Consider the following 22831-nt stretch of genomic DNA (forward strand, 5'->3'; position numbering starts at 1 on the left):
GAATCCCATGCCAATTAATGTTGCCCGAATTGATGACAGACTTATCCACGGCCAAGTTATTACTACTTGGGTTAAAAATTTTGATATTGAGCAGGTGATTATCGTCAACGACAAAGTTGCCAATGACACCGTTCAACAATCCGTTCTTACTATGGCGGCGCCACCAGATCTAAAAGTCGTCGTTTTTGGTGTCGATAAATTCATTGAAGTCTTAAAAAAAGCAGAAATTAAACGCCGCACTATGTTGCTGTTTACTAACAGTATTGATGTGAATAGGCTCGTCGAAAGTGGCTTAAAATTGGAAAAACTGAATGTCGGCGGAATGCGCATGCAAGAAGGCCGTCGTAATTTATCTCGTGCGGTTGCTGTGACACCGGATGAAGAACAAGCCTTTAGGTCGCTCATCAACAATAACGTTACTGTTGAAATTCAAATGGTTCCTAAAGATCCCATTGTTGAATTAAAAACATTACTCAATTAATTCATCTAATCATACTTATTTTCACTCAATAAGTGAGGAGCCTATTATGTTGGTAGAGGCCATTTTAATTGCGATTTGGGCAGGTATTTGCTCATTGGATGATGTCGGTCCGCAAATGCTAAGACGCCCATTACTCACCGGTACTGTGGCCGGTATTATCATGGGCGATATGGTTCAAGGGTTAGCCATTAGCGCCACATTAGAATTAATGTGGATGGGAATTGGTAATGTTGGTGCTTATTCTGCACCCGATATTATCGCCGGTTCAATTATTGGAGTTGCGCTCGGTATTGCTTCCAATGGCGGAATTGCAGCGGGTATCGCCCTTGCCGTACCAGTCTCTATTCTATGTCAGCAATTACTGATTATCTGGCGTTCTTTTGCTAGTTTTTTAAATGTCTGGGCCAGTAAATCCATTCTTGATGGCAACTACAGTGGCCTAACAAAAGTGCATTATTTCTCGACGCCACTGTGGTTTTTTATTCGTGCCATTCCCTGCTTTATTGCGGTTTATTTTGGTAGTGACTTAGTCAATAGCATATTAAATGCCGTACCTGAAAGTATTCTTACCGGTATGGGTGTCGCATCTAAACTAATCCCTGCTGTCGGTATCTGTATTCTGTTACTCATGTTACTTAAAGGCAGAATGTGGTTTTTCTTTCTGCTCGGTTTTATGCTCACAACCTATTTAAAACTACCAATTATCCCAATTACTTTTATCGCTCTGGCATTTGCTGTGCTTTATGACATGGCATTTGCCAACAGCTTGCGCCAAACACCAGAAGAAAAAACAGCACCAACTTCCCATAAAAATGAAGAAGAGGAGTATGACCTATGAGTGAAATAACCACCTCTGAAAATAAAAAACTCACGAAAAAAGAGCTTAATGGTATGTTTTGGCGAATTCAAACCATGTCATTCTCATACAACTACGAAAAACTGCAAACAATTGGTTTTGCTCATTGTATGGTACCCGTTCTCGATAAACTTTATGAAAAAGCAGATCAAGAAACACGTATTAAAGCCATGCAACGCCACTTCGAGTTTTTTAATACACAAATTAACGCAGGTGCATTAATTCTCGGTGTCACCGCAGCATTAGAAGAAAAAACAACAGAAGAAGAAAAAGAGGCAGTCATTTCTGTAAAAGCTGGTTTGATGGGGCCATTTGCAGGTCTTGGTGATAGCTTATTAAAATTTACATGGCTGCCCATTTGCGGCAGCATCGGAGCCGCATTTGCGCTGCAAGGTAATATTATCGGCCCTATATTAATGTTTATTCTGTTTAATATCGTCAATATCGGTACCAAATATTTCTTTATTCATTATGGCTATAACAAAGGCGTTGATTTAATCGAGCAATCGAAAAAATCAAATATTATTCAGCGAATTACTAATATAGCGAACGTTGTCGGGGTCATGGTCCTAGGTTCCTTGATAGCGACGACCGTCAAGCTTTCCACTCCGCTAACCATCGCCGTCGGTGAACAATCTATCAAAGTACAAGAGATGTTTGACAAGGTAATACCTAACTTACTCACCCTTCTCTTTGCACTCGGTATTTTCTTCCTTGTTCGTAAATTTCAAGGAAAACATACCGTTGCACTCATTGTTGCCATTATGGTTTTAGGTGTTGTTTGTTCCGTGTTCGGAATTTTAGGATGATAAAGGGAAATATATGGAAATCGAAGTCAACAGAGTGAATGAATCAACACTCGAAATAAAGTTTAGTGAAATTCCATCCTCTCCTCTGGCATTATATTGGACGGATAAACCTGATACTCAGGTTTATCCTGAGAATTTCATTACAGATAAATTAGAGAATACCATTACAGTTCAAGACCCATTAAATGCTAAACAACGCATCTATTTTATTTTACAAAATGCCAATGGACGTAAATTATTCGCTGAAAGAACATTACCTATTGAGGGATTAAATAACTTCCGTGATTTTGGGGGTTATACCACAACAGACGGAAAACAGGTGAAATGGGGAATGTTATACCGTTCCAACCATCTATTTAATTTGAATGAACAAGCGGTAAATTATATTTCCCATCTAGGGATTAACAGCATTATCGATTATCGTACTCAAAATGAAATTAATAAATCGCCCAATTGCCATGTTGGTGAAAAGAAAACCTACCATCTTGATGCAACGGCTCAAACTGCTGAATTAGCAGCACAATTTGCCGCATCACCAGATAATGAAGATAAAGCGTTAATCGAAAGTGTTATCCAGCATATTCCGAAAGAGATGATTAACGGCGATGGGTTACAAATATTAGAACAATATCGCCAATTTGTAGTGAGTGATAAGTCAAAATCCGCCTTTAAGCAAATGATAGAAGTCTTATTAGATAGTCATAATGCCCCAAATATTCAGCATTGCCGCGGCGGAAAAGATCGAACCGGTTATGGCGCATTACTGGTACTTTCCATGTTAGGTGTTCCGAAAGAAACCATTGTGCAGGACTATATGCTCACCCATTTTAACCGGCTTGAACGTAACGAAATTAAAATGGCAGGATATCGGAAAATAACTCAAGACAAAAATATACTGGATTATTTACTTTCACTGATTGATACTCAAGAATCATTTATTATAGAGGTATTTAATACGATGGAAGAAATATCCGGCTCTGTAGAAAACTATATTAAAAATGAACTTAAATTCACAAATAATGATATTAAGCAACTTAGAGAAATATACTTAGTTTAAATAAATTCACTTGTTATATAAACAACCACAGGCTTAATAAAATAAAGCTGAGTGATGGCTGTATTTAATAAATAGTAAAATAGCCACATAGCCTATTTATTGTGGCTATTTTATTGACGAAAAAATCCGTTATTGGTTATAAAATCAATAATTACTTTTATTCGCCTGTTTTATTCAATAAATTTTTAACTGCTTTATTTTTGCCCGTAATACGCATTTTTACCGTGTTTACGTAAATAATGTTTATCTAATAATACTTGTTGCATTGAACCTATTTGTGAACTTAATTGACGGGTAAATAAATTCATATAGGCAATTTCTTCTAATACCACGGCATTATGCACTGCATTATCGGGGCTTGTTCCCCAAGCAAATGGGCCATGGCTATTCACTAATACCGCTGGAATATCTTTTGCTGACAGCCCTTTTTCCTTGAAGGTTTCGATGATCACATGGCCTGTTTCTCTTTCATAATCCCCTTCAATTTCACTTTCTGTCATTTTACGGGTACAAGGGATTTCACCATAGAAATAATCAGCGTGGGTTGTCCCTAAGGCACTCAATGGCTGCCCTGCTTGAGCCCAAATAGTGGCATGACGGGAGTGAGTATGAACAATACCGCCAATTTCAGGGAATGCTTGGTACAGCGCCAAATGCGTGTCAGTATCTGAAGAAGGTCGATATTTCCCTTCTACCACTTCTCCACTTTCTAACGAGACCACCACCATGTCCTCTGCTTTCATGGTTTCATAGTCAACGCCAGAAGGTTTTATCACCATTAACCCAGCTTCACGGTCAATACCACTCACATTACCCCAAGTAAAAGTTACTAGGTTATGTTTGGGTAAGGCGAGATTCGCTTCAAAAACCTGTTGTTTCAATTGTTCTAACATAACAACTCCCTAGTTTGCTAAAATATGCTTTAATATCAACAACAAAAATTTATTATGGTGATGTTTTTTGTGTGTTGATAACCTATATCTACCTATTAAGGTAAACAGATTTAGGCCATTTAAAAAGCACCTCACTTTACAAATTCGCAACAAAACAGCCTAACTCAGGCATAATCGGTCACATTCAGTCAAATAAAGTCACCACCAGAATGTGGTTAATTGACCGAGTTAGCCCAATATTTTTTGTTTATTGTGAGAAAAACAAAAAGACACCGCCAATATAGTGATATGAGTCTAATTATTATGTAATAAAATTATTATAAATTCATAAAATGAAGATCAAAGTCACTTTAATCGGCTTTGTTTTTTTCAAAAAGAGATTACTTGAATCCAATCACGACAAAAAAAAAGCAACACGGGCAGAATGAATACCGTGGAAATAATAGGAGCTAAATATGTTACAAGCCGAACGCCATAAATTAATATGTTCTCATGTTTCGCAGAATGGTTCGGCGTTGGTACGTGATTTAGCCCAATTATGTCTCGTGTCTCAAGAAACTATTCGTCGCGATTTAACGACTCTTGAGCGAGAAAATAGGATCATCCGTAGCTTTGGAGGCGCGGTGGCCATCGACCAAGAAGAAATGCCGATGGTGAATGTTATGCCATCTTCGGTCAAACTCAGTCAAATGGTTGATGGCGCAGAGTCTTTTCGTAAAAGAACTGAAGAGCATCCTGATGCCAAAATGAAAATTTCGAAGGCTGCACTAAAATTAATCCAGCCTGGTGACTGTATTATGCTAGATAACAGCAGTACTTGCTGGTTTCTAGCGCGGCAAATACCCGATATCGACATCACCGTGGTGACAAACTCGGTCAAAATTATCCAAGCATTGGCCTGCCGTGACCGAGTTCGTGTTATTGGTATTGGTGGGGAATATTCAGAACGTCATGATGATTTTCATGGCCCAATTGCAGAAAGTATTATTCGTAGCTTTCAGATAAAAACCTTATTTCTTTCATGCCAAGGATTCAATATCGAAAATGGTATTCGCGATGGCAGTGAAATAAACTCAAAATTAAAAAATATTATGTTACAGGTTTCTGAAAATAAAGTTTTGCTCGCGGATAATAGTAAATTAGGAAAGTATGCATTTAGTCAGGTTTGTACATTTGATGATATTGACGTATTAATCACAAACAAACTAAATGATAATAATTTTCAAAAACAATTCTCTAATCTTAAAATTATCGAGTGTGACAAATAATTTATAAAAATAAAAATTATATAGCTGTAATGTAAGTAAAAATAATAAGTTCCATTTTATTTTCTGTATTAAATAAGTGCAGGGATATTATTTACTCATAATTCCTAGCACTTAATTATAGGCATATCTAAATATGAGAAATTCATTATTTCTAAAAATGAAAATTCTTGATTTAGTATCCATCTACACTAAGGAATACAACTATGAACATGAAGAAGCTAGTTTTACCTTGTTTAATGAGCGTTGCACTATTTTCAAATGTCGCGATGGCTGAATCACAAAAAGCACAAAAGCCCTTTACCATGGGTGTCGTCGTGAAAGTCGGTGGTATTCCTTGGTTTAATGTTATGGAACAAGGTATTACTGAAGAAGGCAAAAAACTGGGAGTAAACGCCTTCCAAGTTGGCCCAACAACCGCTGACCCTGCAGAACAAGTTCGTGCTATCGAAGATTTAATCGCCAAAAAAGTAGATGTCATTGGCGTTGTCCCTAACGACGCTAAAGTTCTTGAACCTGTATTAAAGCGAGCTCAAGACGCTGGAATTAAAGTCATTACCCACGAATCACCAAACCAAAAAAATGCAGATTGGGACTTTGAATTACTTGATACCCAAAGTATGGGGGCTAACCATATGAGAGATATGGCGGCATGCATGGGCGAAGAAGGCAAATATGCCATGTTTGTGGGAAGCCTGACAGTACCATTAGTGAACGAATGGGCCGACGCGGCAATTGCTTACCAAAAAGCAAATTACCCGAAAATGCAAATGGTCGATGACCGCTTTGGTGTTGCCGAATCCGTTGATGACTCAATGCGCACAGCCAATGATTTATTATCTAAACACAAAGACTTAAAAGGCATCATGTCATTTGGTTCACAAGGCCCTATCGGTGCAGGCCGTGCCATTGATAAACGCCGCAAAAATGATGAAACCTGTGTATTCGGGACATTTACGCCAGGCCAAGGCATCAAATTACTGGAAAAAGGTGCAATTGATGGCGGCTATATTTCCAATCCAAAAGTCGCAGGACAAGTATTTGTACAGGTTGCGACTGCCATGATGAATGGTGAAGAAATTAAAGATGGCGTGTCTATTGGTGATATGGGTGAAATCAAAGTCAGTGGTAACACCATTTTGAGTGATAACCCCGTTAATTTGAATATTGAAAATACTAAAAAATTAGTCGAAGTCGGTCTGTAATTTCACCCTGTTAAAATAACATTCACAACAAAAATACAATATTTATCAATATATTAAATTTTATGTTCTTTGAGTTCGAGTTGCCTGTACTAACACAGCAGCTCGAACTCATCACGAACAAGCCAACACCAATTTATTTGCAGTAGGAATTGTACTTATGACAAGCACCTCAAAAGCTGACAAATCCGATCCACTCATTACCTTGCGAGACCTTTCCAAAAGCTTCGGTGGTCACCGTGCATTACGCAATATCGATTTGACGCTCAACAAAGGTGAAGTGCACTGTTTAGCAGGCACCAATGGGTGTGGGAAAAGCACATTAATTAAAACCATCAGTGGTGTCTATGCCCCTGATGACGGTAGCAAAATTGAAATTGATGGAAAAAGCTATCATCGGCTGACGCCAGATAAAGCCCGTGAATTAGGTGTACAAGTTATCTACCAAGATTTGTCGTTATTTCCAAATTTAACCGTTGCCGAAAATATCGCTTTTGAGCTGAATCTCAAAGGCTATTTTGGCTGGTTTCGCAAAAAACAACTGCGCGAAAAAGCGTTAGAAATCCTCAATGAGTTGGCTTTCACCATTGACCCTGACACACCGGTACAATTCTTACCCATTGCTCAACGCCAACAAGTTGCTATCTGCCGAGCTTTAGTCGCCGATGCACGTCTGGTGATTATGGATGAACCAACAGCTTCATTGACCCGTACAGAAGTCAACCAACTACTCTCAACAGTTAATTACCTAAAAGATAAGGGAATTACCGTTGTTTTTGTGAGTCATCGACTAGAAGAAGTCAAAGAGATCTCTGACCGCATCACCGTGATCCGTGATGGTCAAAAAATTGGGACATGGCCTGCTGAAGGCTTAACTACACGCAAAATTACTGAATTAATGACTGGCTTAGACATTGTCCATGAACGTAAGCCACCAAATAACGCGGAAGACCGACGCACTGTACTCGAGATAAAAAACCTCAGTCGAGCTGGGCAATATCGTGATATCAACTTAAATTTAAAACGCGGCGAAGTATTAGGTTTATGTGGTTTGCTTGGTTCAGGCCGCACCGAATTAGCGCTATCGTTGTTTGGCATTACCCATCCAGACAGCGGCGAATTATTCATCGAAGGCAAGCCTGTTAAGTTAAAAAATAACACCGACGCTATTAAGCGTGGTATTGGTTATGTATCTGAAGACCGCCTGACTTTAGGCGCTATCTTACAGCAATCCATCGCAGACAATATGGTGATTTCGATTCTTGATCGACTCAAAACACCATGGCATTTAATCGATGAAAAACAGTGCCAAGACATCGTACAAGAGTGGATAGCCGACTTAGATATTAAAGTCACCGACCCAAATAACGCCCTTTCAACACTTTCAGGCGGTAACCAGCAAAAAGTGGTACTTGCCAAATGGATTTTAACACGCCCTAAAGTACTGATTTTAGATTCGCCAACCGTTGGCGTCGATATCGGTGCAAAAGACAGTATTTACAAACTCATTCACCGTTTGTCAGGTGTCGGTATCTCTATTTTATTAATTACCGATGAAGCCTCCGAAGCTTATTACAATTGCGACAGAATTTTACATATGAAACAAGGCTCTATCGTCAAAGAAATTGTGACAGATTCCATCAATGAGCAACAATTGGAGGAAATCATCAATGGCTAATTGGCAAAAATTACGACCACAATCTGTCGAAGGCTGGCTGACTTGGGTCATTCTTATCATGGTGGTGTTCTTCACATTGATGAGCCCGCAATTTCTGACTATTCAAAATTTACTCGACCTCAGTGAAAGCTATGCGGTGACGGGTATTTTCGCCTTGGGCTTATTTGTGGTTCTTGTCACTGGGGGCATTGATATTTCGTTTGCTGCTGTGGCTTCCGTAGTGCAATACGTGATTGCGACTTGGTTATTACAAGGTTTTATTGCAAGCCCTGCGGTCAGTATCACATTAGCGATTATCATCGGTATCGCCTTTGGATTAATCAATGCCATTTTAATTTATTCGCTGAATGTTGTGTCGATCATTATCACCATTAGTATGCAATCACTGCTGTTTGGGATGCTGATGTGGTTAACCAATGGGCACAGTATTTATGACTTGCCTGATTGGTGGGTTGACCCTGTGACTATCTTGCCTTTTGAAGTGGATGGCGAATATTACCAAGTTGGCTTGCCGTTAATTGTGATGCTTGGCATTGCCTTCTTAACGTGGATTTTGATGAATAAAACCCACATCGGCCGTCAGTTATACGCTGTAGGCGGAAGTCAAGAATCTGCATCTCGTATTGGTATCCGTGTTTCAGTGATTTACTTGTTTGCCTATGGCTACCTTGGTGCAATGGCGGCGATTGGCGGCATGTTGCAAACCTACCGAATGAGCGAAGTGGTACCGAGTGCCCTTGTGGGCGGAGAGCTGGATGTGCTTGCTGCAGCTGTATTAGGTGGCGCCAGTTTATCCGGCGGACGAGGCTCTGTGATAGGTACACTAATGGGCGTTTTCCTGATTGGTATCTTGAAAAACGGCCTAAACCTGATTGGTGTTTCAAACTACTTCGTCAATATCGTCATTGGGCTGGTTATTCTCATTGCGATTTGTATTACTCACTACAAAAAACGTAAAGAGACGGACGTAGGTTTTGTTTAACAGGAATATCACCATGAAAAAAAATGCTTTTTTTAAAATTGATGGCTCTGTTATCGGACTGCTTTCAATCTTTGTTCTGGCTATCGCCGCATTTAGTATTGCCATGCCAGGTCACTTTTTTACCCAAAACACGTTTTTAAGTATCACTTTTCAGTTACCTGAATTGGGCTTACTTACCTTTGCCATGTTTGTACCTATGTTAAGTGGCGGCTTAAACCTTGCAATTATTAGTACCGCTAACTTAACCGGCCTGTTTATGGCTTGGGTGTTTATCAATTACCTTCCGGTGGATGCAGGAACGGGTACACAGCTGATGTGGTTAGTCTTCGCATTAATAGGCGCAACCGTAATTGCGGTCATTATTGGTAGCTTAACGGGACTGATGATCTCCCACATCGGGGCACACCCTATTCTAGTCACTCTCGGCACCATGACGATTATCAGCGGTATTGGTGTTTACCTCACCAAAGGAGCGGCACTGAGTGGCATGCCGCCCATTGTTCGTGCCATTGGTTCCGATACCGTGCTTGGGGTGCCAATCGCGATGATTATTTTCATCGTTACCGCAATTCTCTTAGCGCTTTTTCTAGGCTGTACTCGGCTAGGTAAAAATATCTATATGAGTGGCAGTAATATCAATGCAACGTGGTTCAGCGGTATTCGTACCGACCGTGTCATGATTGCGATATACACCATTTCTAGTCTGTTATGTGTGTTAGCTGGGCTAATCATGATGGCTCGCTTTAACTCTGCACGTATGGGCTACGGAGATTCCTATTTACTGCTCACCATTCTTGCCATCGTATTAGGTGGAACTAACCCATTTGGGGGGGTTGGTAAGGTTAGCCGAGTGTTCTGTGCCTTATTGGTTTTACAGGTCATTGCGACAGGTTTAAGCCTGCTAGGCGTGAGCCTACACTTTAACCTCGCTGTTTGGGGGATCACGCTCATCTTGGCATTAGCATTCAAGTTCTTCAAAGAAAAATGGAGTGCTAAACGTGCGATGAACCGCAACCAACGCCTTAATAAAGCATCGACACAAAGTTAATTTTTCAAGGGGAAAACCATGCGCAAGCATCCAATTGGTATTTATGAAAAAGCATTACCGAAAAACAGCAGTTGGTTAGAAAAATTAGTTATCGCAAAATCTGCGGGTTACGATTTTGTGGAAATGTCAGTAGATGAAACTGACGAGCGTTTAGCTCGGTTAGACTGGAGCACCGCAGAACGCCTGGAAGTTGTTAGCGCCATTCAAGAAACAGGCATTCGCATTCCAAGTATGTGTTTATCCGGCCATCGCCGCTTTCCTTTCGGTAGCCATGATGAAGCCACCCGTATGATGGCCTATACCTTAATGGAAAAAGCCATTAAGCTCGCTCAAGACTTAGGTATTCGTACTATACAGCTTGCGGGTTATGACGTTTACTATGAAGAGCAAGATGCCGAAACGATTGCTAATTTCGAAAAAGGCATGCAATGGGTCAGTGAAATTGCAGCCGCTTCTCAAGTGATGTGTGCAGTGGAAATCATGGATACGCCTTTTATGAATTCCATTAGCAAATGGCAAACGCTTTCCGATAAGATTCGCTCACCTTGGTTCAGTGTGTATCCTGATGTCGGTAACTTAACCGCATGGGGTAATGATGTCGAAAAAGAATTCACCCAAGGAATTGAACACGTCGCAGCGATTCACTTAAAAGATACGTATGCAGTGACCGAAACCTGCAAAGGCCAATTTCGTGATGTGCCTTTCGGCGAAGGCTGCGTAGATTTTGTTAATTTATTCAAATTATTAAAACGTTTAAATTACCGCGGTTCCTTCCTAATTGAAATGTGGACAGAAAAAGCCGATGAGCCGCTGATTGAAATTATCAAAGCCCGTCATTGGATGGAAGACAAAATGCAACAAGCAGGCTGGTACAACGCCTAAAGGAGCCGATAATGAATGCATTTTTTATGGGTGTTGACCTTGGTGGTACCGTCATTAAAGCGGGTATCTACACCGCAGAAGGCCTAGAAATTACCGTTGCTGAACATTCTTTTCCCACTGAGAGTCCACAAGCAGGTTTTAGTGAACGTAATATGGAGATGCTGTGGGAAGCGACTTGCAGCGTGATCCGCCAAGCGATTCAAAATAGCCAACTCAGTCCCGCCCAAATTTCCGGTGTCAGCTTTTCTTCTCACGGCAAAGGGCTGTATTTACTCAATAGCCAAGGAAAACCGGTTAGAAATGGGATTGTGTCATCTGATTCACGCGCTCAATCTATTGTTGATGAATGGCACCAAGACGGCACTGCGGATAAAGCTTATCCATTGAGTTTACAGCAATTATGGGCTTCTCATCCTGTGGCCCTACTACGCTGGTTAAAACAATACGAGCCTGATAATTATCGTGATACTCAGCATGTTTTGATGGTCCACGATTACATCCGCTACCGTCTAACCGACCAAATTGCCTGCGAAGAAACCAATATTTCTGGTAGCCAATTATTTAACCAAACCCTGTCGAGCTATGATCCTAAATTATGCCAACTATTTGGTATTGATGAAGCAAATGACAAGCTGGCCCCAGTAATTAACTCAGCGCAATTAGCAGGAACGGTAACCCACAAAGCTGCTGTAGAATCTGGGCTTGTGGAAGGAACCCCTGTATTTGGTGGCTTCTTTGATGTCGTGGGTGCAGCGTTGGCGTCAGGGGTGAGTCAAAAAGATAAACTCAGCGCCGTAGCCGGAACTTGGACCATTTCAACACGTGTCTTCGATGAAATCGTGCCTTCAGATTACCCATACGTATGGAGTAAATACTGTATTCCAGGTACCTATTTTGTCCACGAAGGCAGCCCGACTTCCGCCAGTAACCTCGCGTGGTTCACTCGTCACTTCTTCAATCAACGTTTGCAAGATTATGATGTACTAAATCACTGTGTGGCTGAAGGGGCAACGCGGCCAAACGATATTCTATTTTTCCCTTGGCTGTACGGTTCTAACTACCACAGTAATTTGCACGGTGGTCTACTCGGATTAAGTTCACACCATACGGATGCCGATATTGTTTATGCTATCTATCAAGGGATTGTATTTTCACATTTATTGCACCAAGACCGTATCGTTAGACTTGATAATACAACTGAATCTATTCGCTTCACGGGTGGCCCAACACAGTCACCATTGTGGATGCAAATGTTCTGTGATGCCAGTAACTTGCCGTTAGATGTCGTCAACGTACAGCAATCAGGTTGCCAAGCTGCAGCACTTTGTGCCGCTGTCGGAACAGGTTACTACTCAGGTTTTGATGTCGCCATTGCAGCAAGTACCCCTAAAATCACCACTTACCAACCAAACACCGTTGGGTATCAACAGTTACGTGATAAATTTGCCCGTTTTAAAGCGGTTGCCGATGCATTGAGTCAATAACCTATTGAATAAAGATAATAAAGGCAGAACAGATAATTCGGTTCTGCCTTATTTTTTGACAAATTAATTGTCAGCGACGACTTGGGTATTAACTGTGGCTGGTGATAATACGGTATCCTGCGGCAAGCTATCGTACTTCACAAACTCATCCCGTGGGAAAACAAAGACATCAATATCTTTTTCAGGTGTGATAGTCTCCGCTACGATACTTTTCGCTGGGGATGTTAGGTTAGTTTCTACGCCTAACCACGACGCGAAATAATCAAATAAATTCCACTCACTTAACGTTTCATCGCGAAATTCACGTTTAGTATCATCCGAATTGATGACCACTAATGGAACTTGATATGCCCCTTTCACGAGTTGACCATGACGTAAGTATAGATTTCCTTCTTTGATATACCCTTTATACTCTGCTTCCAGTGCTTTTACGTGCTGTTTATTAGCTTTGACTAGCCCTTGCCCATGGTCAGAAAAATATAAAATGGAGAATGGGTTATCCCCATTTTTATTATTTTCTTGCAAGATACTATAAATATCGCTAATAAAATCATCACTCAGTTTAATCGCTGAAACATAACAGTTCGCTATACTTCCCCAGCCCGTATCAAATTGCTCAGGGTTAATGTTGTAATTATTTTTAACGAGTTCACAAGCTCCTTTCGGCCAACCATCATGGTGAGGCCCCCACATATGAACAAAAATGACTTTTTCTTTATCGGATGGGTTATTTAACGCGGCTTTAAAGGCAGGTAACATTTTAAAATCATTGGTGAGTTTATTCACACTGTCATCAACGACAACCTTTTCTTGCACGAAAAGGTTGTCAAAACCAGGCTTGCTGTCTCTAACCGGTAAAAAATAATTCGCCTTTAGAAAATAATTTGTAAAGCCAATTTCATCATCACCAAAGCTGCCATTATTACCGATGTAATAGGTTTCATAACCCGCTTTGTTGGCTAAATCAACAACCGAATTATTATTGTAATACGGCTTTTCATGGTGCTGTGTGATTGTATTTAAATCATTTTTCGCTAATGCACGCGTTAAGGTCGGTACCGTATTGGATGCTGCACTAATAAAATTATTGAAAAAACGTCCATTTACCGATGAAAGAAATGGTGTATTTTCTAATGGATAACCATAAGTATTCATATAATTTTTATTGGTACTTTCACCAATAATGACGACTTTTATCTTATATTTATCATCATTTTTTTTAGTAATTTGAATATCACTAGCCGTATTCACCCCATAGCAAAGATCTGCATTGCTTTTTGCTGCTTGGATTAACTCTGGTGTACAGGCTTTTTTATAGACTCCCGCACTTTCATTAGTATTTGCTTGAGCCCATGTAACGCTAGCTAACAGAAGCGCACTACAAAGTGCGGTTAATTTCATTACTTTCATATTCAGAACCTCATCTTCGTAACTTATTATTTTTTATGAGTTGCTGTGGTGTAGTCAGGGTAGAGTTTGTGAAATTAATGCAGTAATTGCACTAAAATTTCACACCTTGATTAATATATTGAAATATTATTTCATTGAAAGGCGAAGAAGACGAAATTGAGATACCGATAACAATAATTAATTATGAAGAATCACGCATTTATTAGGTACATTTTCATATTGCCTGTATATAAAAAAATAATAATCAATTAGTTATGGAATATAAATGTATTGATCAGAAAGAATAATAGGCGTTACACCCATTACATCTAGAGTTGTGATAAAGATCGGCAATTAAACATTTGTCGCTATTGGGTTAGTGATATAGCTCTGATTTTGCTCTTTTGTCACTAGAAAGCACAATGGAACCGGTTCCATAATGAGTTATTCGCAATGACAAATAGGCTAATGCCCTATTCAGAGAGAGGAAAGTCATGAGCAAACACATTATTGTTGTCACCGCCGCCTATGGGGCACAAACCGTAAAACAATTAGGTGGCCAACAGGCTGTATTAGATATTATTCAAAACAGCCATGCGGATGGCGCAGAAATTCGCCAAGAACTCTTACTACCAAGCGATAATCTTTCGGATATTGCCAAAGGGTTACAATCAAGGCAGCTCACCGCCGTTTATTCCGTGCCTGACACGCTATTTCAGCAACGTAGCCCTATCGCTATCACTAAACTACAAGGCTATTTTGAAGATGCCAAACAACTTAATGCTCGCTTTTTAAAACTATCACTCGGTGAATTACCAGAAAATTATGATTTATCGGAAGTCATTAATCTTCTCAATCAATACAACACGCAGTTAGTGATCGAGAATGACCAAACCGAAGTCGGTGGCCATATTGCGCCTCTTGAACGTTTTTTTGCTGATGTAAACCACCAAAATATGCCTATAAAAATGGCGTTTGATATGGCGAACTGGTACTGGCATCGGGAAGATCCGTTAAAAGCTGCACATATTTTTGCTTCCCAAGTCGCTTACATTCACGTTAAAGCCTGCCAATTGCGTAGCAATAAACGCGTTGCTGTAGCACTTGATGACAGCGACGGCACATGGAAAGAAGTACTCAACCTTCTACCAGATGACGCTCCTTGTGGTATCGAGTTTCCGCTCGAAGGGCATGATTTACACGCAGTCACTGAATACTATGTTTCTCTATTAAAGAACTTCTCTGTTAAAAGCTCTCTCAGTGAAAGGGGAAATTAATTTAATGAAAAATCAATTAGATGTAGTTACTCTTGGCGAAGCCATGATGATGTTCGTCGCCACGCAAACAGGAAAATTGCATGAGGTCGAAAACTTTGTTCGCCGTGCTGCAGGAGCAGAGCTCAACGTTGCTGTTGGCCTTTCACGCCTTGGGTTAAGAACAGGATGGATAAGCCGCTTAGGTAATGACTCTTTCGGGCGTTTTATCCAAGCCACATTAGATAATGAACATGTGGATACTCAATGTGTTACGGTAGACTCTCATTACCCAACAGGCTTTCAACTTAAATCTAAAGCTGAAAATGGAACCGATCCCATCGTGGAGTATTTCCGTCAAGGCTCTGCGGCAAGCCATTTAGATTTAACCGATTTTAATGAAAATTATTTCTTATCCGCACGCCATTTGCATTTAAGTGGTGTGGCAGCCGCGCTTTCACCCACCAGCTACCAACTGTCACTGTATGCCGCGAAATGGATGCGAAATGCAGGTAAAACACTATCATTTGACCCAAACTTGCGCCCTTCTCTATGGAAGAGTGAAACAGAAATGGTGAAACAGCTCAATCAACTCGCATTTCAAGCTAATTGGGTTTTACCTGGCTTAAAAGAAGGCAAAATTCTGACAGGTTTCGACCAACCCGAGTCTATTGCTGATTTTTATCTCGCTCACGGTGTTGAAGCTGTTGTGATTAAAACCGGAAAACACGGCGCATATTATAAAACAGCGGATAACCAGCAGGGCATATCTCCTGCCGTTCATGTTAAACACGTCATTGATACCGTTGGAGCTGGCGATGGCTTTGCCGTTGGCGTCATTAGCGCCTTACTTGAAGGCTTAACATTACCGCAAGCTGTTGCAAGAGGTAATTTTGTTGGAGCAAGAGCCATTCAAGTTATAGGTGATAGTGAAGGTTTACCAACCCAAGCGCAACTGCAGCATGAAATGGCATTACTCTACGCAGCCACCACTAAAGCGGTATGTTAAAAGGAAATCGATTATGACAATGAATACTCCAGCAATGTCACGTTGGTGGCGCATCATGCCAATCGTGTTTATCACCTATAGCCTTGCCTATTTGGATAGAGCAAACTACAGCTTTGCCGCCGCCGCAGGTATCAATGCCGACTTAGGTATTACCAAAGGGATGTCGTCGCTACTCGGCTCATTATTTTTCCTTGGCTATTTCTTTTTCCAAATACCTGGCGCTATTTACGCGGAAAAGCGCAGTGTCCGCAAACTGATTTTTGCCTGTATTTTTCTCTGGGGAATTTTTGCTAGCCTAACAGGGATGGTCAGCAATATTCCGATGTTGGTAATTATTCGCTTTAGCCTTGGAGTCGTTGAGGCCGCAGTCATGCCTGCGATGCTTATCTATATCAGTAACTGGTTTACTCAGTCAGAACGGTCACGCGCCAACACCTTTTTAATTTTAGGCAACCCAGTTACAGTGCTGTGGATGTCTGTGCTATCCGGTTACCTCATTCAGGCATTCGGTTGGCGGGAAATGTTTATCATTGAAGGGGTTCCTGCGATTTTGTGGGCTTTTTTCTGGTGGAGAACTGCACGTGATAAACCCAGCCAAGTGAGCTGGCTCAGCCAGACTGAAAAAGAGACATTAGATAAAATTCTTAGTGACGAACAAAAAAATATCAAGCCTGTTCGCAATTACCGCGAAGCTTTTAAGTCTCGTAATGTGATTTTACTATGCGCTCAATATTTTTGTTGGAGCATTGGGGTGTATGGTTTTGTACTGTGGTTGCCATCTATTATTCGTGGGGCATCCAACCTTGGAATGGTAGAAACAGGCTGGCTTTCTGCCGTGCCTTACCTTGCTGCAACCTTAGCCATGATCCTCGTGTCATGGGCATCTGACCGTATGCATAACCGTAAACTATTCGTTTGGCCAATGCTTTTGCTTGGGGCGGTTTGTTTCCTCGGCTCATATCTGCTCGGTAGCACGAATTTCTGGTTCTCTTATACCTTATTGGTGATTGCAGGCGCTGCAATGTACGCTCCGTATGGGCCCTTCTTCGCTATCATTCCTGAAATGTTGCCAAAGAACGTTGCAGGTGGTGCAATGGCATTAATCAATAGTATGGGCGCATTAGGTTCATTCTTTGGTTCATGGTTTGTTGGCTATTTAAATGGGGCGACCGGTAGCCCAATTGCTTCGTATATGTTTATGGGGCTCGCACTATTAGCCTCGGTCTTCTTTACCTTAATTGTCAAATCAAGCCAAGAACAAAATAGTGATGCGGTCATCACGAAACATGCTTAAAAGGGATACTATGAAACAGAACATTATTTTATATAAATCCATTCCCGCGGATCAACTTGAGCGGCTACAACAGCACTTTAATGTCACTGCATTTGACAGCATTACACCTGAGAATCTCGCTAACTTTAAACAAGCGTTATCCAGCGCTGACGGCATTATCGGGGCCAGTTATCCTATTACCGCGGGTGACATTGCCAATGCCCCAAATTTGAAAGCGGCATCGACCATTTCCGTTGGTATCGACCAATTTGATATTGATGCAATGAATACCAGAAAGATCGCCTTGATGCATACGCCTAATGTATTAACCGAAACAACTGCGGATACCATTTTTACGTTAGTGCTTTGCAGTGCACGCCGCATTATCGAAATGGCTGAAATGGTAAAAAATGGCCAATGGACAAAAAGCATTGGTGAAGATGCATACGGCAGTAATGTGAATGGTAAAACTATCGGCATTTTAGGTATGGGACGCATTGGCTATGCCGTTGCCAAACGCGCTCATTTAGGCTTCGGAATGCCGGTTCTCTATTACAATAACCATACCCATCCTGATGCAGAAAACCAACTTAACGCACGCCGTTGTGACCTCGATACGTTGCTGGCAGAATCTGATTTTGTCTGTGTCGTGCTGCCATTATCAGCATCAACCGAAAAGTTGATCGGTAAAAATGAGTTGGCAAAAATGAAACCCAGTGCATTTTTGATCAACGGTTCAAGAGGCCGGATCGTTGATGAAGCCGCGCTGATCGACGCATTAGAAAGAGGCACAATTCAAGGTGCAGGTTTAGATGTGTTTGAAGTTGAACCCCTTCCCTGCAACTCTAAACTACTCACGCTACCTAATGTCGTCGCACTGCCGCATATCGGTTCTGCGACCCATGAGACCCGCTATGCGATGGTAGAATGTGCCGTCGATAACTTGATTGCAGCCTTAAATGGCGATCTGAGCAAGAACTGTGTAAATCCTGAAATTAGGAAATAGCAGAAATACTATCGAGCCCTAATCATATAAATTAGGGCTTTTAAATAAAGAGTTAGTGGCTATGGGTACTGCCCTGACGAGCAAAATTTGTTCGCTCGCACTCCGTCAGAAACTGGATAGAATTAAGTTTACTGGTTGACGGCGCTAAATAATATAATCCGATGGTTTTTTGGCTGGGTGAGTAAATCTCCAACATGCCATTGACATCAGAATAAAAATCACCTTTGTTGATCACAACATTAAAATCTTTTATTTTCTCAACACGTTGCTGCTCTGTGCTTTTCACTAGCGGATAACTCATATACTCATAGCCAACAAAATCAACAACATTAATTTGATTATTATTGAAAAAGATTTGAACTTTACTGGCACCGGTGGGGAAGAAAAACTTACCATTACGCTCTATCGTGATGTGATTATAACTTTGGTCAACTTGGCAGGTATATTCTTTAACCTGACTTCTGGTGCTACACCCCGCTAAAATAAGGCTAGCTAGCAATAATATCCCTATCTTTTTCATATGTTCCCTACACTCTCAAAATGGTTATAACGTAATCTACATGCCAATATACCTGCAATACACCTTAAGCTAAATTGAAAAATGGTAACCAAATCTTAAGAGCCGAACAATTTAGCGTTCAAAAGCTACAATGTCGTCGATTTACGGATCAGCAATTCCCCATTAAATAAGTATTGCATTGGAGGTTTATCCGGGTTTTCCAGTTTTTCTAATAAGCACTCCACCGCCTTGTGCCCCATTTCCGCTGTCGGTTGAGACACCGAGGTCACCCCTTGCCCAGCTAATGCAGCCCATTCGAGGTTATCGAAACTTAAAAAGCCAATATCTGTCCCCCAGCGTAACCCTTGTTTATTCATGACATACGCCAGCTGCAAGGTCAGTACGCCATTGGCGGCGACAATCACTTTACGCATACCACGATGTGCAGTACAAAAATCAGCAACGATGGCTTCTAATTTTGCCGGATCAGGCAAGGTGACTTCATGAAATTCGCTTTGAATATGTTGATGATTCTGCGATAACGCTTGGAATGTCTGTAAGCGCTCTTGGCGTGCACTGTTATACACAATAGGCTCAGTAACGAAGCAAATCGCTTCGAACCCTTGTTCAACCAGATGATTAAAGGCCATTTGTGCGGATGCGGGGTTATCTAATCCAACCATATCGCTGGGAAAATTGTCGATTTTTCTATCTAATAAGACAAAAGGCAGGGTGGTTTCTTTCAGTACGTCAATAAATTGTTCGTTAACACCCGCTGAATTTATGATAAGCCCATCCACGCGGTAACCTTTTAACAGTTGAATAAATTGGCATTCACGTTCAATGCTGTTATCCGCATTGCAAACGACGGTCATAAAACCTTGTTTGATTGACTCGGCTTCCACCCCTTTTAGCACTTCAACAGAGAATGGATTACCGATATCGGCAATAATCAAACCGATCAAGCCTGTCCGCCCATGTTTCAAGCTACGCGCCATTTGGTTTGGCCGATAGTTTAATTCACGAATAGCGCTTTCAATACGTTGACGCAAATTATCTGAAAGCAAATGAAATTCACCATTCAAATAACGTGAGATACTGGTTTTCCCTGCCTGAGCTTTGGCAGCGACATCTTTGATCGTGGCAACTTTTTGCGTTTTCGGGGCCATAGCTTTCGGTTTTTCCATTCTCTAAAAACATCACCAAGTGGTTATCTTACTCGAATAAGTGTCATTTTACTTGCGGTATTGCGTTAACTTGCTGTTTTAGCCATTGAATAAATATATCTGCCTTTGGGTTTCGTTTTTCATTCAACATGGCAAAATAATAGCGTTGTTGGCACTTCAGCGAAATATCGCCAAATGGCATCACCAGTTCTTGTCGCTTCAGCCGTTTTTCAACCAATTGTTTACGCCCCATTGCCACACCGGCATGGTTCATTGCGGCAACAATCGCTAAATCGGAACGATCAAAGCACAGGTTGCGACGATGTGGAAACAGTGCCAACTGGTAATGCTCACTCCACGCTTTCCATTCATCATAATCGGAGTTGCTACTCCATGCCTGACGGTCATGTAATAAAGTGCAATTTTTTAGTTGATGAATATTATTAAGTAAATCATATTGCTGCGCGTATTGCGGGCTACAAACAGGCACAATAGATTCAGTCATCAAATCCTCACAATACAGATTAGATCTTGTCATATCATCATAATAAATAGCAATATCAATACCATACCCACGAAAATTAACATCATCGTTTCCCGTTAAGAGATTCAACTGAATTGAGGGGTATTGATTAGCAAAATCTGCAATTTTGGGGATTAACCAGCACTGAGCGATAGATGGCCGTGAATACACCGTCAGTTCACCCGAGATTTCTTGGTTTTTGATATCAATGATTTCTTGGTTAATATCATCCAAATTTTTACGTAGAGCCCAGTAAATTCGTTCCCCGTCAGAGGTTAGCTCAATACGCCGATGAAAACGCTCAAATAATTTAAACCCCAATTCCCCTTCTAACATGTTAATTCGGTGACTAACTGCACTTGGTGTTAACGAAAGTTCCTGCGCCGCTAAGGCAAAAGAAAGATGCCGTGCTGCTGCTTCAAAGGTATGCAAGCGCGATAGTTGATAACTTGATAGCCGTTTATTCCATTGAATAAATCCAGATTGCTCAAATTGATTGAAATTTGCCGACACAATGCCCCCAATAAAAACCATGATGCCTAATAATCCCTATAATACCCATTTTAAGATGAATTTAGGTGTCCCAAAGACTCTAAAATCCAATTTACATGACTAATATCACAGCCTTGGGTTAATTTAGTTCATCTAAACTGCATGTTTCATCGTTTGTCACCTCTGAATATTTATTATCCAATAGAAGAACAACAACAAGATGATCAGAGGTAGGATATGGACTCTACAATGTGGATGATTGGTACTTTAGTTATCAGTATTTTACTAATCATCGTTTCAATTATTAAGTTTAAGTTTCACCCTTTTTTAGCACTTTTACTCGCCAGCTTCTTTGTCGGTATCTCCATGCAAATGAACCCATTAGAGATGGTCAGCGCCATCGAAAATGGCATTGGGGGTACACTTGGGTTTTTAGCCGCTATTATCGGTTTGGGGACTATACTCGGTAAAATGATGGAAATCTCCGGTGCAGCAGAGCGCATTGGGGTGACATTACAAAAGAGCCGTTGGTTAACGCCTGACGTTACCATGGTGCTGATTGGCTTAATCTGCGGTATTACGCTGTTTGTTGAGGTGGGCGTTGTCCTGCTAATCCCATTAGCTTTTTCTATTGCGAAAAAAACCAATACCTCGTTATTAAAACTGGCTATCCCATTATGTACCGCACTGATGGCGGTACACTGTATTGTACCACCACACCCTGCGGCTCTCTTTGTCACAAATGAATTAGGTGCTGACATTGGTACAGTGATTGTGGCAGGGCTCGCAGTAGGCTTAGTCGCGTCATTAGTGGGTGGGCCGCTGTTCCTTAAGTTCTTAGGTGACCGCTTACCATTTAAAACGGTGCCAGAAGCCTTCTCTGACCTCGAAGTACGAGAAGAGAAAGATTTACCGTCTCTCGGTGCCACACTGTTTACCGTTTTACTGCCAATTATCCTCATGTTGATCAAAACAGCCGCTGATTTAAACATGAGCAAAGATAATCAGTTATTTACCTTTTTACAGTTTATTGGTAACCCAATAACCGCTATGTTTATTGCCGCTTTTGTCGCTTATTACATGTTAGGGATCCGACGTAATATGGGAATGAGCGTATTACTCAGCAAAACCGAAGAGAGTTTTAGCTCAATCGCTAATATTTTATTGATTATCGGTGCGGGAGGGGCATTTAACGGTATCTTAAAAGGCAGTGGGCTGAGTGACTCCTTAGCGATGGTGCTATCGGGTATTGATATGCACCCAATCTTACTGGCCTGGCTAGTGGCAATCATCCTGCATGCCGCAGTCGGTTCTGCCACTGTTGCGATGATGGGCGCAACTGCGATTGTGGCTCCGCTAATGCCAATGTACCCGCATATTAGCCCAGAAATCATGACATTAGCCATTGGTTCAGGCGCAATTGGTTGCACTATCGTCACTGACTCGCTGTTCTGGTTAGTCAAACAGTACTGTAATGCCACTTTAGCCGAAACATTCCGTTTTTACAGTGTCGCCACGTTGATTGCATCTTTCGTCGCGCTGGCAGGGACTTTTGCACTTTCATTTGTGATTTAAAAGAGAGTA

21 protein-coding genes are annotated in these 22831 nt (G+C 41.2%); 16 read left to right on the top strand and 5 right to left on the bottom strand.

The window, feature by feature from the left end; translation table 11 throughout:
- The first annotated feature begins 7 nt into the window (after nt 1–7).
- The 4 genes from PR725_RS01980 to PR725_RS01995 are packed head-to-tail and all read left to right on the top strand — an operon-like array spanning nt 8 to nt 3203.
- On the top strand, nt 8–481 hold the full coding sequence (locus PR725_RS01980) for a PTS system mannose/fructose/N-acetylgalactosamine-transporter subunit IIB (protein ID WP_109912664.1): 474 nt from the start codon (nt 8–10) through the stop codon (nt 479–481).
- A gap of 46 nt (nt 482–527) precedes the next feature.
- Nucleotides 528–1319 (top strand): PTS mannose/fructose/sorbose/N-acetylgalactosamine transporter subunit IIC, encoded by a 792-nt coding sequence (locus PR725_RS01985; RefSeq protein WP_004907885.1) that lies wholly within the window; start codon nt 528–530, stop codon nt 1317–1319.
- A complete protein-coding gene (locus tag PR725_RS01990) occupies nt 1316–2146 on the top strand; it encodes a PTS system mannose/fructose/sorbose family transporter subunit IID (protein WP_004907883.1) in 831 nt (276 codons plus the stop codon). Before PR725_RS01985 ends, PR725_RS01990 begins: the two co-directional genes overlap by 4 nt.
- Before the next feature lie 13 nt (nt 2147–2159).
- Complete coding sequence (locus tag PR725_RS01995) at nt 2160–3203, top strand: tyrosine-protein phosphatase (RefSeq protein WP_272567344.1); 1044 nt, start codon at nt 2160–2162, stop codon at nt 3201–3203.
- 194 nt (nt 3204–3397) lie between these two features.
- Here the strand turns inward: PR725_RS01995 and araD are convergent, their stop codons facing one another.
- Complete coding sequence (gene araD / locus PR725_RS02000) at nt 3398–4096, bottom strand: L-ribulose-5-phosphate 4-epimerase (RefSeq protein ID WP_115168011.1); 699 nt, start codon at nt 4094–4096, stop codon at nt 3398–3400.
- 455 nt (nt 4097–4551) lie between these two features.
- Here araD and PR725_RS02005 point away from each other — a divergent pair, with 455 nt between their 5' ends.
- The 7 genes from PR725_RS02005 (at nt 4552) to PR725_RS02035 (ending at nt 12637) form a co-directional block, all read left to right on the top strand.
- Nucleotides 4552–5364, top strand: a complete 813-nt coding sequence (locus PR725_RS02005; RefSeq protein WP_004907878.1) for a DeoR/GlpR family DNA-binding transcription regulator — start codon at nt 4552–4554, stop codon at nt 5362–5364.
- 209 nt (nt 5365–5573) lie between these two features.
- Nucleotides 5574–6566, top strand: a complete 993-nt coding sequence (locus PR725_RS02010; protein ID WP_036958239.1) for a substrate-binding domain-containing protein — start codon at nt 5574–5576, stop codon at nt 6564–6566.
- Between the two features lie 157 nt (nt 6567–6723).
- Complete coding sequence (locus PR725_RS02015) at nt 6724–8241, top strand: sugar ABC transporter ATP-binding protein (RefSeq protein ID WP_004907876.1); 1518 nt, start codon at nt 6724–6726, stop codon at nt 8239–8241.
- Complete coding sequence (locus PR725_RS02020) at nt 8234–9223, top strand: ABC transporter permease (protein WP_004259203.1); 990 nt, start codon at nt 8234–8236, stop codon at nt 9221–9223. Before PR725_RS02015 ends, PR725_RS02020 begins: the two co-directional genes overlap by 8 nt.
- A gap of 13 nt (nt 9224–9236) precedes the next feature.
- On the top strand, nt 9237–10271 hold the full coding sequence (locus tag PR725_RS02025) for an ABC transporter permease (protein ID WP_004259206.1): 1035 nt from the start codon (nt 9237–9239) through the stop codon (nt 10269–10271).
- An 18-nt stretch (nt 10272–10289) separates the two neighbouring features.
- Complete coding sequence (locus tag PR725_RS02030) at nt 10290–11153, top strand: L-ribulose-5-phosphate 3-epimerase (protein WP_109912666.1); 864 nt, start codon at nt 10290–10292, stop codon at nt 11151–11153.
- A gap of 11 nt (nt 11154–11164) precedes the next feature.
- Entirely contained in the window at nt 11165–12637 is a 1473-nt protein-coding gene (locus PR725_RS02035) for an FGGY-family carbohydrate kinase (protein WP_272567348.1), read from the top strand.
- 63 nt (nt 12638–12700) lie between these two features.
- Here the strand turns inward: PR725_RS02035 and PR725_RS02040 are convergent, their stop codons facing one another.
- The gene (locus PR725_RS02040) at nt 12701–14047 is read right to left on the bottom strand and encodes a phosphoethanolamine transferase (RefSeq protein WP_109912668.1); all 1347 of its coding nucleotides are present in this window, start codon (nt 14045–14047) and stop codon (nt 12701–12703) included.
- Nucleotides 14048–14520: 473 nt separating this feature from the next.
- Between PR725_RS02040 and PR725_RS02045 the strand changes: the two genes are divergently transcribed.
- Genes PR725_RS02045 through ghrB form a run of 4 tightly spaced genes read left to right on the top strand, consistent with a single transcriptional unit; the run spans nt 14521 to nt 18567 of the window.
- Nucleotides 14521–15303, top strand: a complete 783-nt coding sequence (locus PR725_RS02045) for a sugar phosphate isomerase/epimerase family protein (protein ID WP_272567350.1) — start codon at nt 14521–14523, stop codon at nt 15301–15303.
- A gap of 4 nt (nt 15304–15307) precedes the next feature.
- Nucleotides 15308–16288 carry a sugar kinase gene (locus tag PR725_RS02050; RefSeq protein ID WP_272567352.1) on the top strand — a complete coding sequence of 327 codons (981 nt, stop codon included), beginning with the start codon at nt 15308–15310 and terminating at the stop codon, nt 16286–16288.
- Nucleotides 16289–16301: 13 nt separating this feature from the next.
- A complete protein-coding gene (locus PR725_RS02055) occupies nt 16302–17582 on the top strand; it encodes an MFS transporter (RefSeq protein ID WP_272567355.1) in 1281 nt (426 codons plus the stop codon).
- A gap of 10 nt (nt 17583–17592) precedes the next feature.
- Nucleotides 17593–18567 (top strand): glyoxylate/hydroxypyruvate reductase GhrB, encoded by a 975-nt coding sequence (gene ghrB / locus PR725_RS02060; RefSeq protein ID WP_115168017.1) that lies wholly within the window; start codon nt 17593–17595, stop codon nt 18565–18567.
- Between the two features lie 52 nt (nt 18568–18619).
- Here ghrB and PR725_RS02065 read toward each other — a convergent pair whose 3' ends face one another.
- The 3 genes from PR725_RS02065 to dsdC all read right to left on the bottom strand — a co-directional run bounded on the left by PR725_RS02065 (nt 18620) and on the right by dsdC (nt 21268).
- Nucleotides 18620–19087, bottom strand: a complete 468-nt coding sequence (locus tag PR725_RS02065) for a hypothetical protein (RefSeq protein ID WP_109912673.1) — start codon at nt 19085–19087, stop codon at nt 18620–18622.
- A gap of 125 nt (nt 19088–19212) precedes the next feature.
- Entirely contained in the window at nt 19213–20253 is a 1041-nt protein-coding gene (locus PR725_RS02070; protein ID WP_109912674.1) for a LacI family DNA-binding transcriptional regulator, read from the bottom strand.
- 43 nt (nt 20254–20296) lie between these two features.
- Nucleotides 20297–21268 carry a DNA-binding transcriptional regulator DsdC gene (gene dsdC / locus PR725_RS02075; protein ID WP_051128906.1) on the bottom strand — a complete coding sequence of 324 codons (972 nt, stop codon included), beginning with the start codon at nt 21266–21268 and terminating at the stop codon, nt 20297–20299.
- Nucleotides 21269–21484: 216 nt separating this feature from the next.
- Here dsdC and dsdX point away from each other — a divergent pair, with 216 nt between their 5' ends.
- Nucleotides 21485–22822 (top strand): D-serine transporter DsdX, encoded by a 1338-nt coding sequence (dsdX, locus tag PR725_RS02080; RefSeq protein WP_109912675.1) that lies wholly within the window; start codon nt 21485–21487, stop codon nt 22820–22822.
- Nucleotides 22823–22831 lie beyond the last annotated feature (9 nt).

It is taken from the genome of Providencia sp. PROV255, assembly GCF_028478065.1.
In the GTDB taxonomy this organism is placed as follows: domain Bacteria; phylum Pseudomonadota; class Gammaproteobacteria; order Enterobacterales; family Enterobacteriaceae; genus Providencia; species Providencia rettgeri.

Bases quoted from the DNA above. Each gene is read 5' to 3' on its own strand.
- PR725_RS01980 (WP_109912664.1), top strand. From the start codon at position 8: ATGCCAATTAATGTTGCCCGAATTGATGACAGACTTATCCACGGCCAA.
- PR725_RS01985 (WP_004907885.1), top strand. From the start codon at position 528: ATGTTGGTAGAGGCCATTTTAATTGCGATTTGGGCAGGTATTTGCTCA.
- PR725_RS01990 (WP_004907883.1), top strand. From the start codon at position 1,316: ATGAGTGAAATAACCACCTCTGAAAATAAAAAACTCACGAAAAAAGAG.
- PR725_RS01995 (WP_272567344.1), top strand. From the start codon at position 2,160: ATGGAAATCGAAGTCAACAGAGTGAATGAATCAACACTCGAAATAAAG.
- araD (WP_115168011.1), bottom strand. From the start codon at position 4,096: ATGTTAGAACAATTGAAACAACAGGTTTTTGAAGCGAATCTCGCCTTA.
- PR725_RS02005 (WP_004907878.1), top strand. From the start codon at position 4,552: ATGTTACAAGCCGAACGCCATAAATTAATATGTTCTCATGTTTCGCAG.
- PR725_RS02010 (WP_036958239.1), top strand. From the start codon at position 5,574: ATGAAGAAGCTAGTTTTACCTTGTTTAATGAGCGTTGCACTATTTTCA.
- PR725_RS02015 (WP_004907876.1), top strand. From the start codon at position 6,724: ATGACAAGCACCTCAAAAGCTGACAAATCCGATCCACTCATTACCTTG.
- PR725_RS02020 (WP_004259203.1), top strand. From the start codon at position 8,234: ATGGCTAATTGGCAAAAATTACGACCACAATCTGTCGAAGGCTGGCTG.
- PR725_RS02025 (WP_004259206.1), top strand. From the start codon at position 9,237: ATGAAAAAAAATGCTTTTTTTAAAATTGATGGCTCTGTTATCGGACTG.
- PR725_RS02030 (WP_109912666.1), top strand. From the start codon at position 10,290: ATGCGCAAGCATCCAATTGGTATTTATGAAAAAGCATTACCGAAAAAC.
- PR725_RS02035 (WP_272567348.1), top strand. From the start codon at position 11,165: ATGAATGCATTTTTTATGGGTGTTGACCTTGGTGGTACCGTCATTAAA.
- PR725_RS02040 (WP_109912668.1), bottom strand. From the start codon at position 14,047: ATGAAAGTAATGAAATTAACCGCACTTTGTAGTGCGCTTCTGTTAGCT.
- PR725_RS02045 (WP_272567350.1), top strand. From the start codon at position 14,521: ATGAGCAAACACATTATTGTTGTCACCGCCGCCTATGGGGCACAAACC.
- PR725_RS02050 (WP_272567352.1), top strand. From the start codon at position 15,308: ATGAAAAATCAATTAGATGTAGTTACTCTTGGCGAAGCCATGATGATG.
- PR725_RS02055 (WP_272567355.1), top strand. From the start codon at position 16,302: ATGACAATGAATACTCCAGCAATGTCACGTTGGTGGCGCATCATGCCA.
- ghrB (WP_115168017.1), top strand. From the start codon at position 17,593: ATGAAACAGAACATTATTTTATATAAATCCATTCCCGCGGATCAACTT.
- PR725_RS02065 (WP_109912673.1), bottom strand. From the start codon at position 19,087: ATGAAAAAGATAGGGATATTATTGCTAGCTAGCCTTATTTTAGCGGGG.
- PR725_RS02070 (WP_109912674.1), bottom strand. From the start codon at position 20,253: ATGGAAAAACCGAAAGCTATGGCCCCGAAAACGCAAAAAGTTGCCACG.
- dsdX (WP_109912675.1), top strand. From the start codon at position 21,485: ATGGACTCTACAATGTGGATGATTGGTACTTTAGTTATCAGTATTTTA.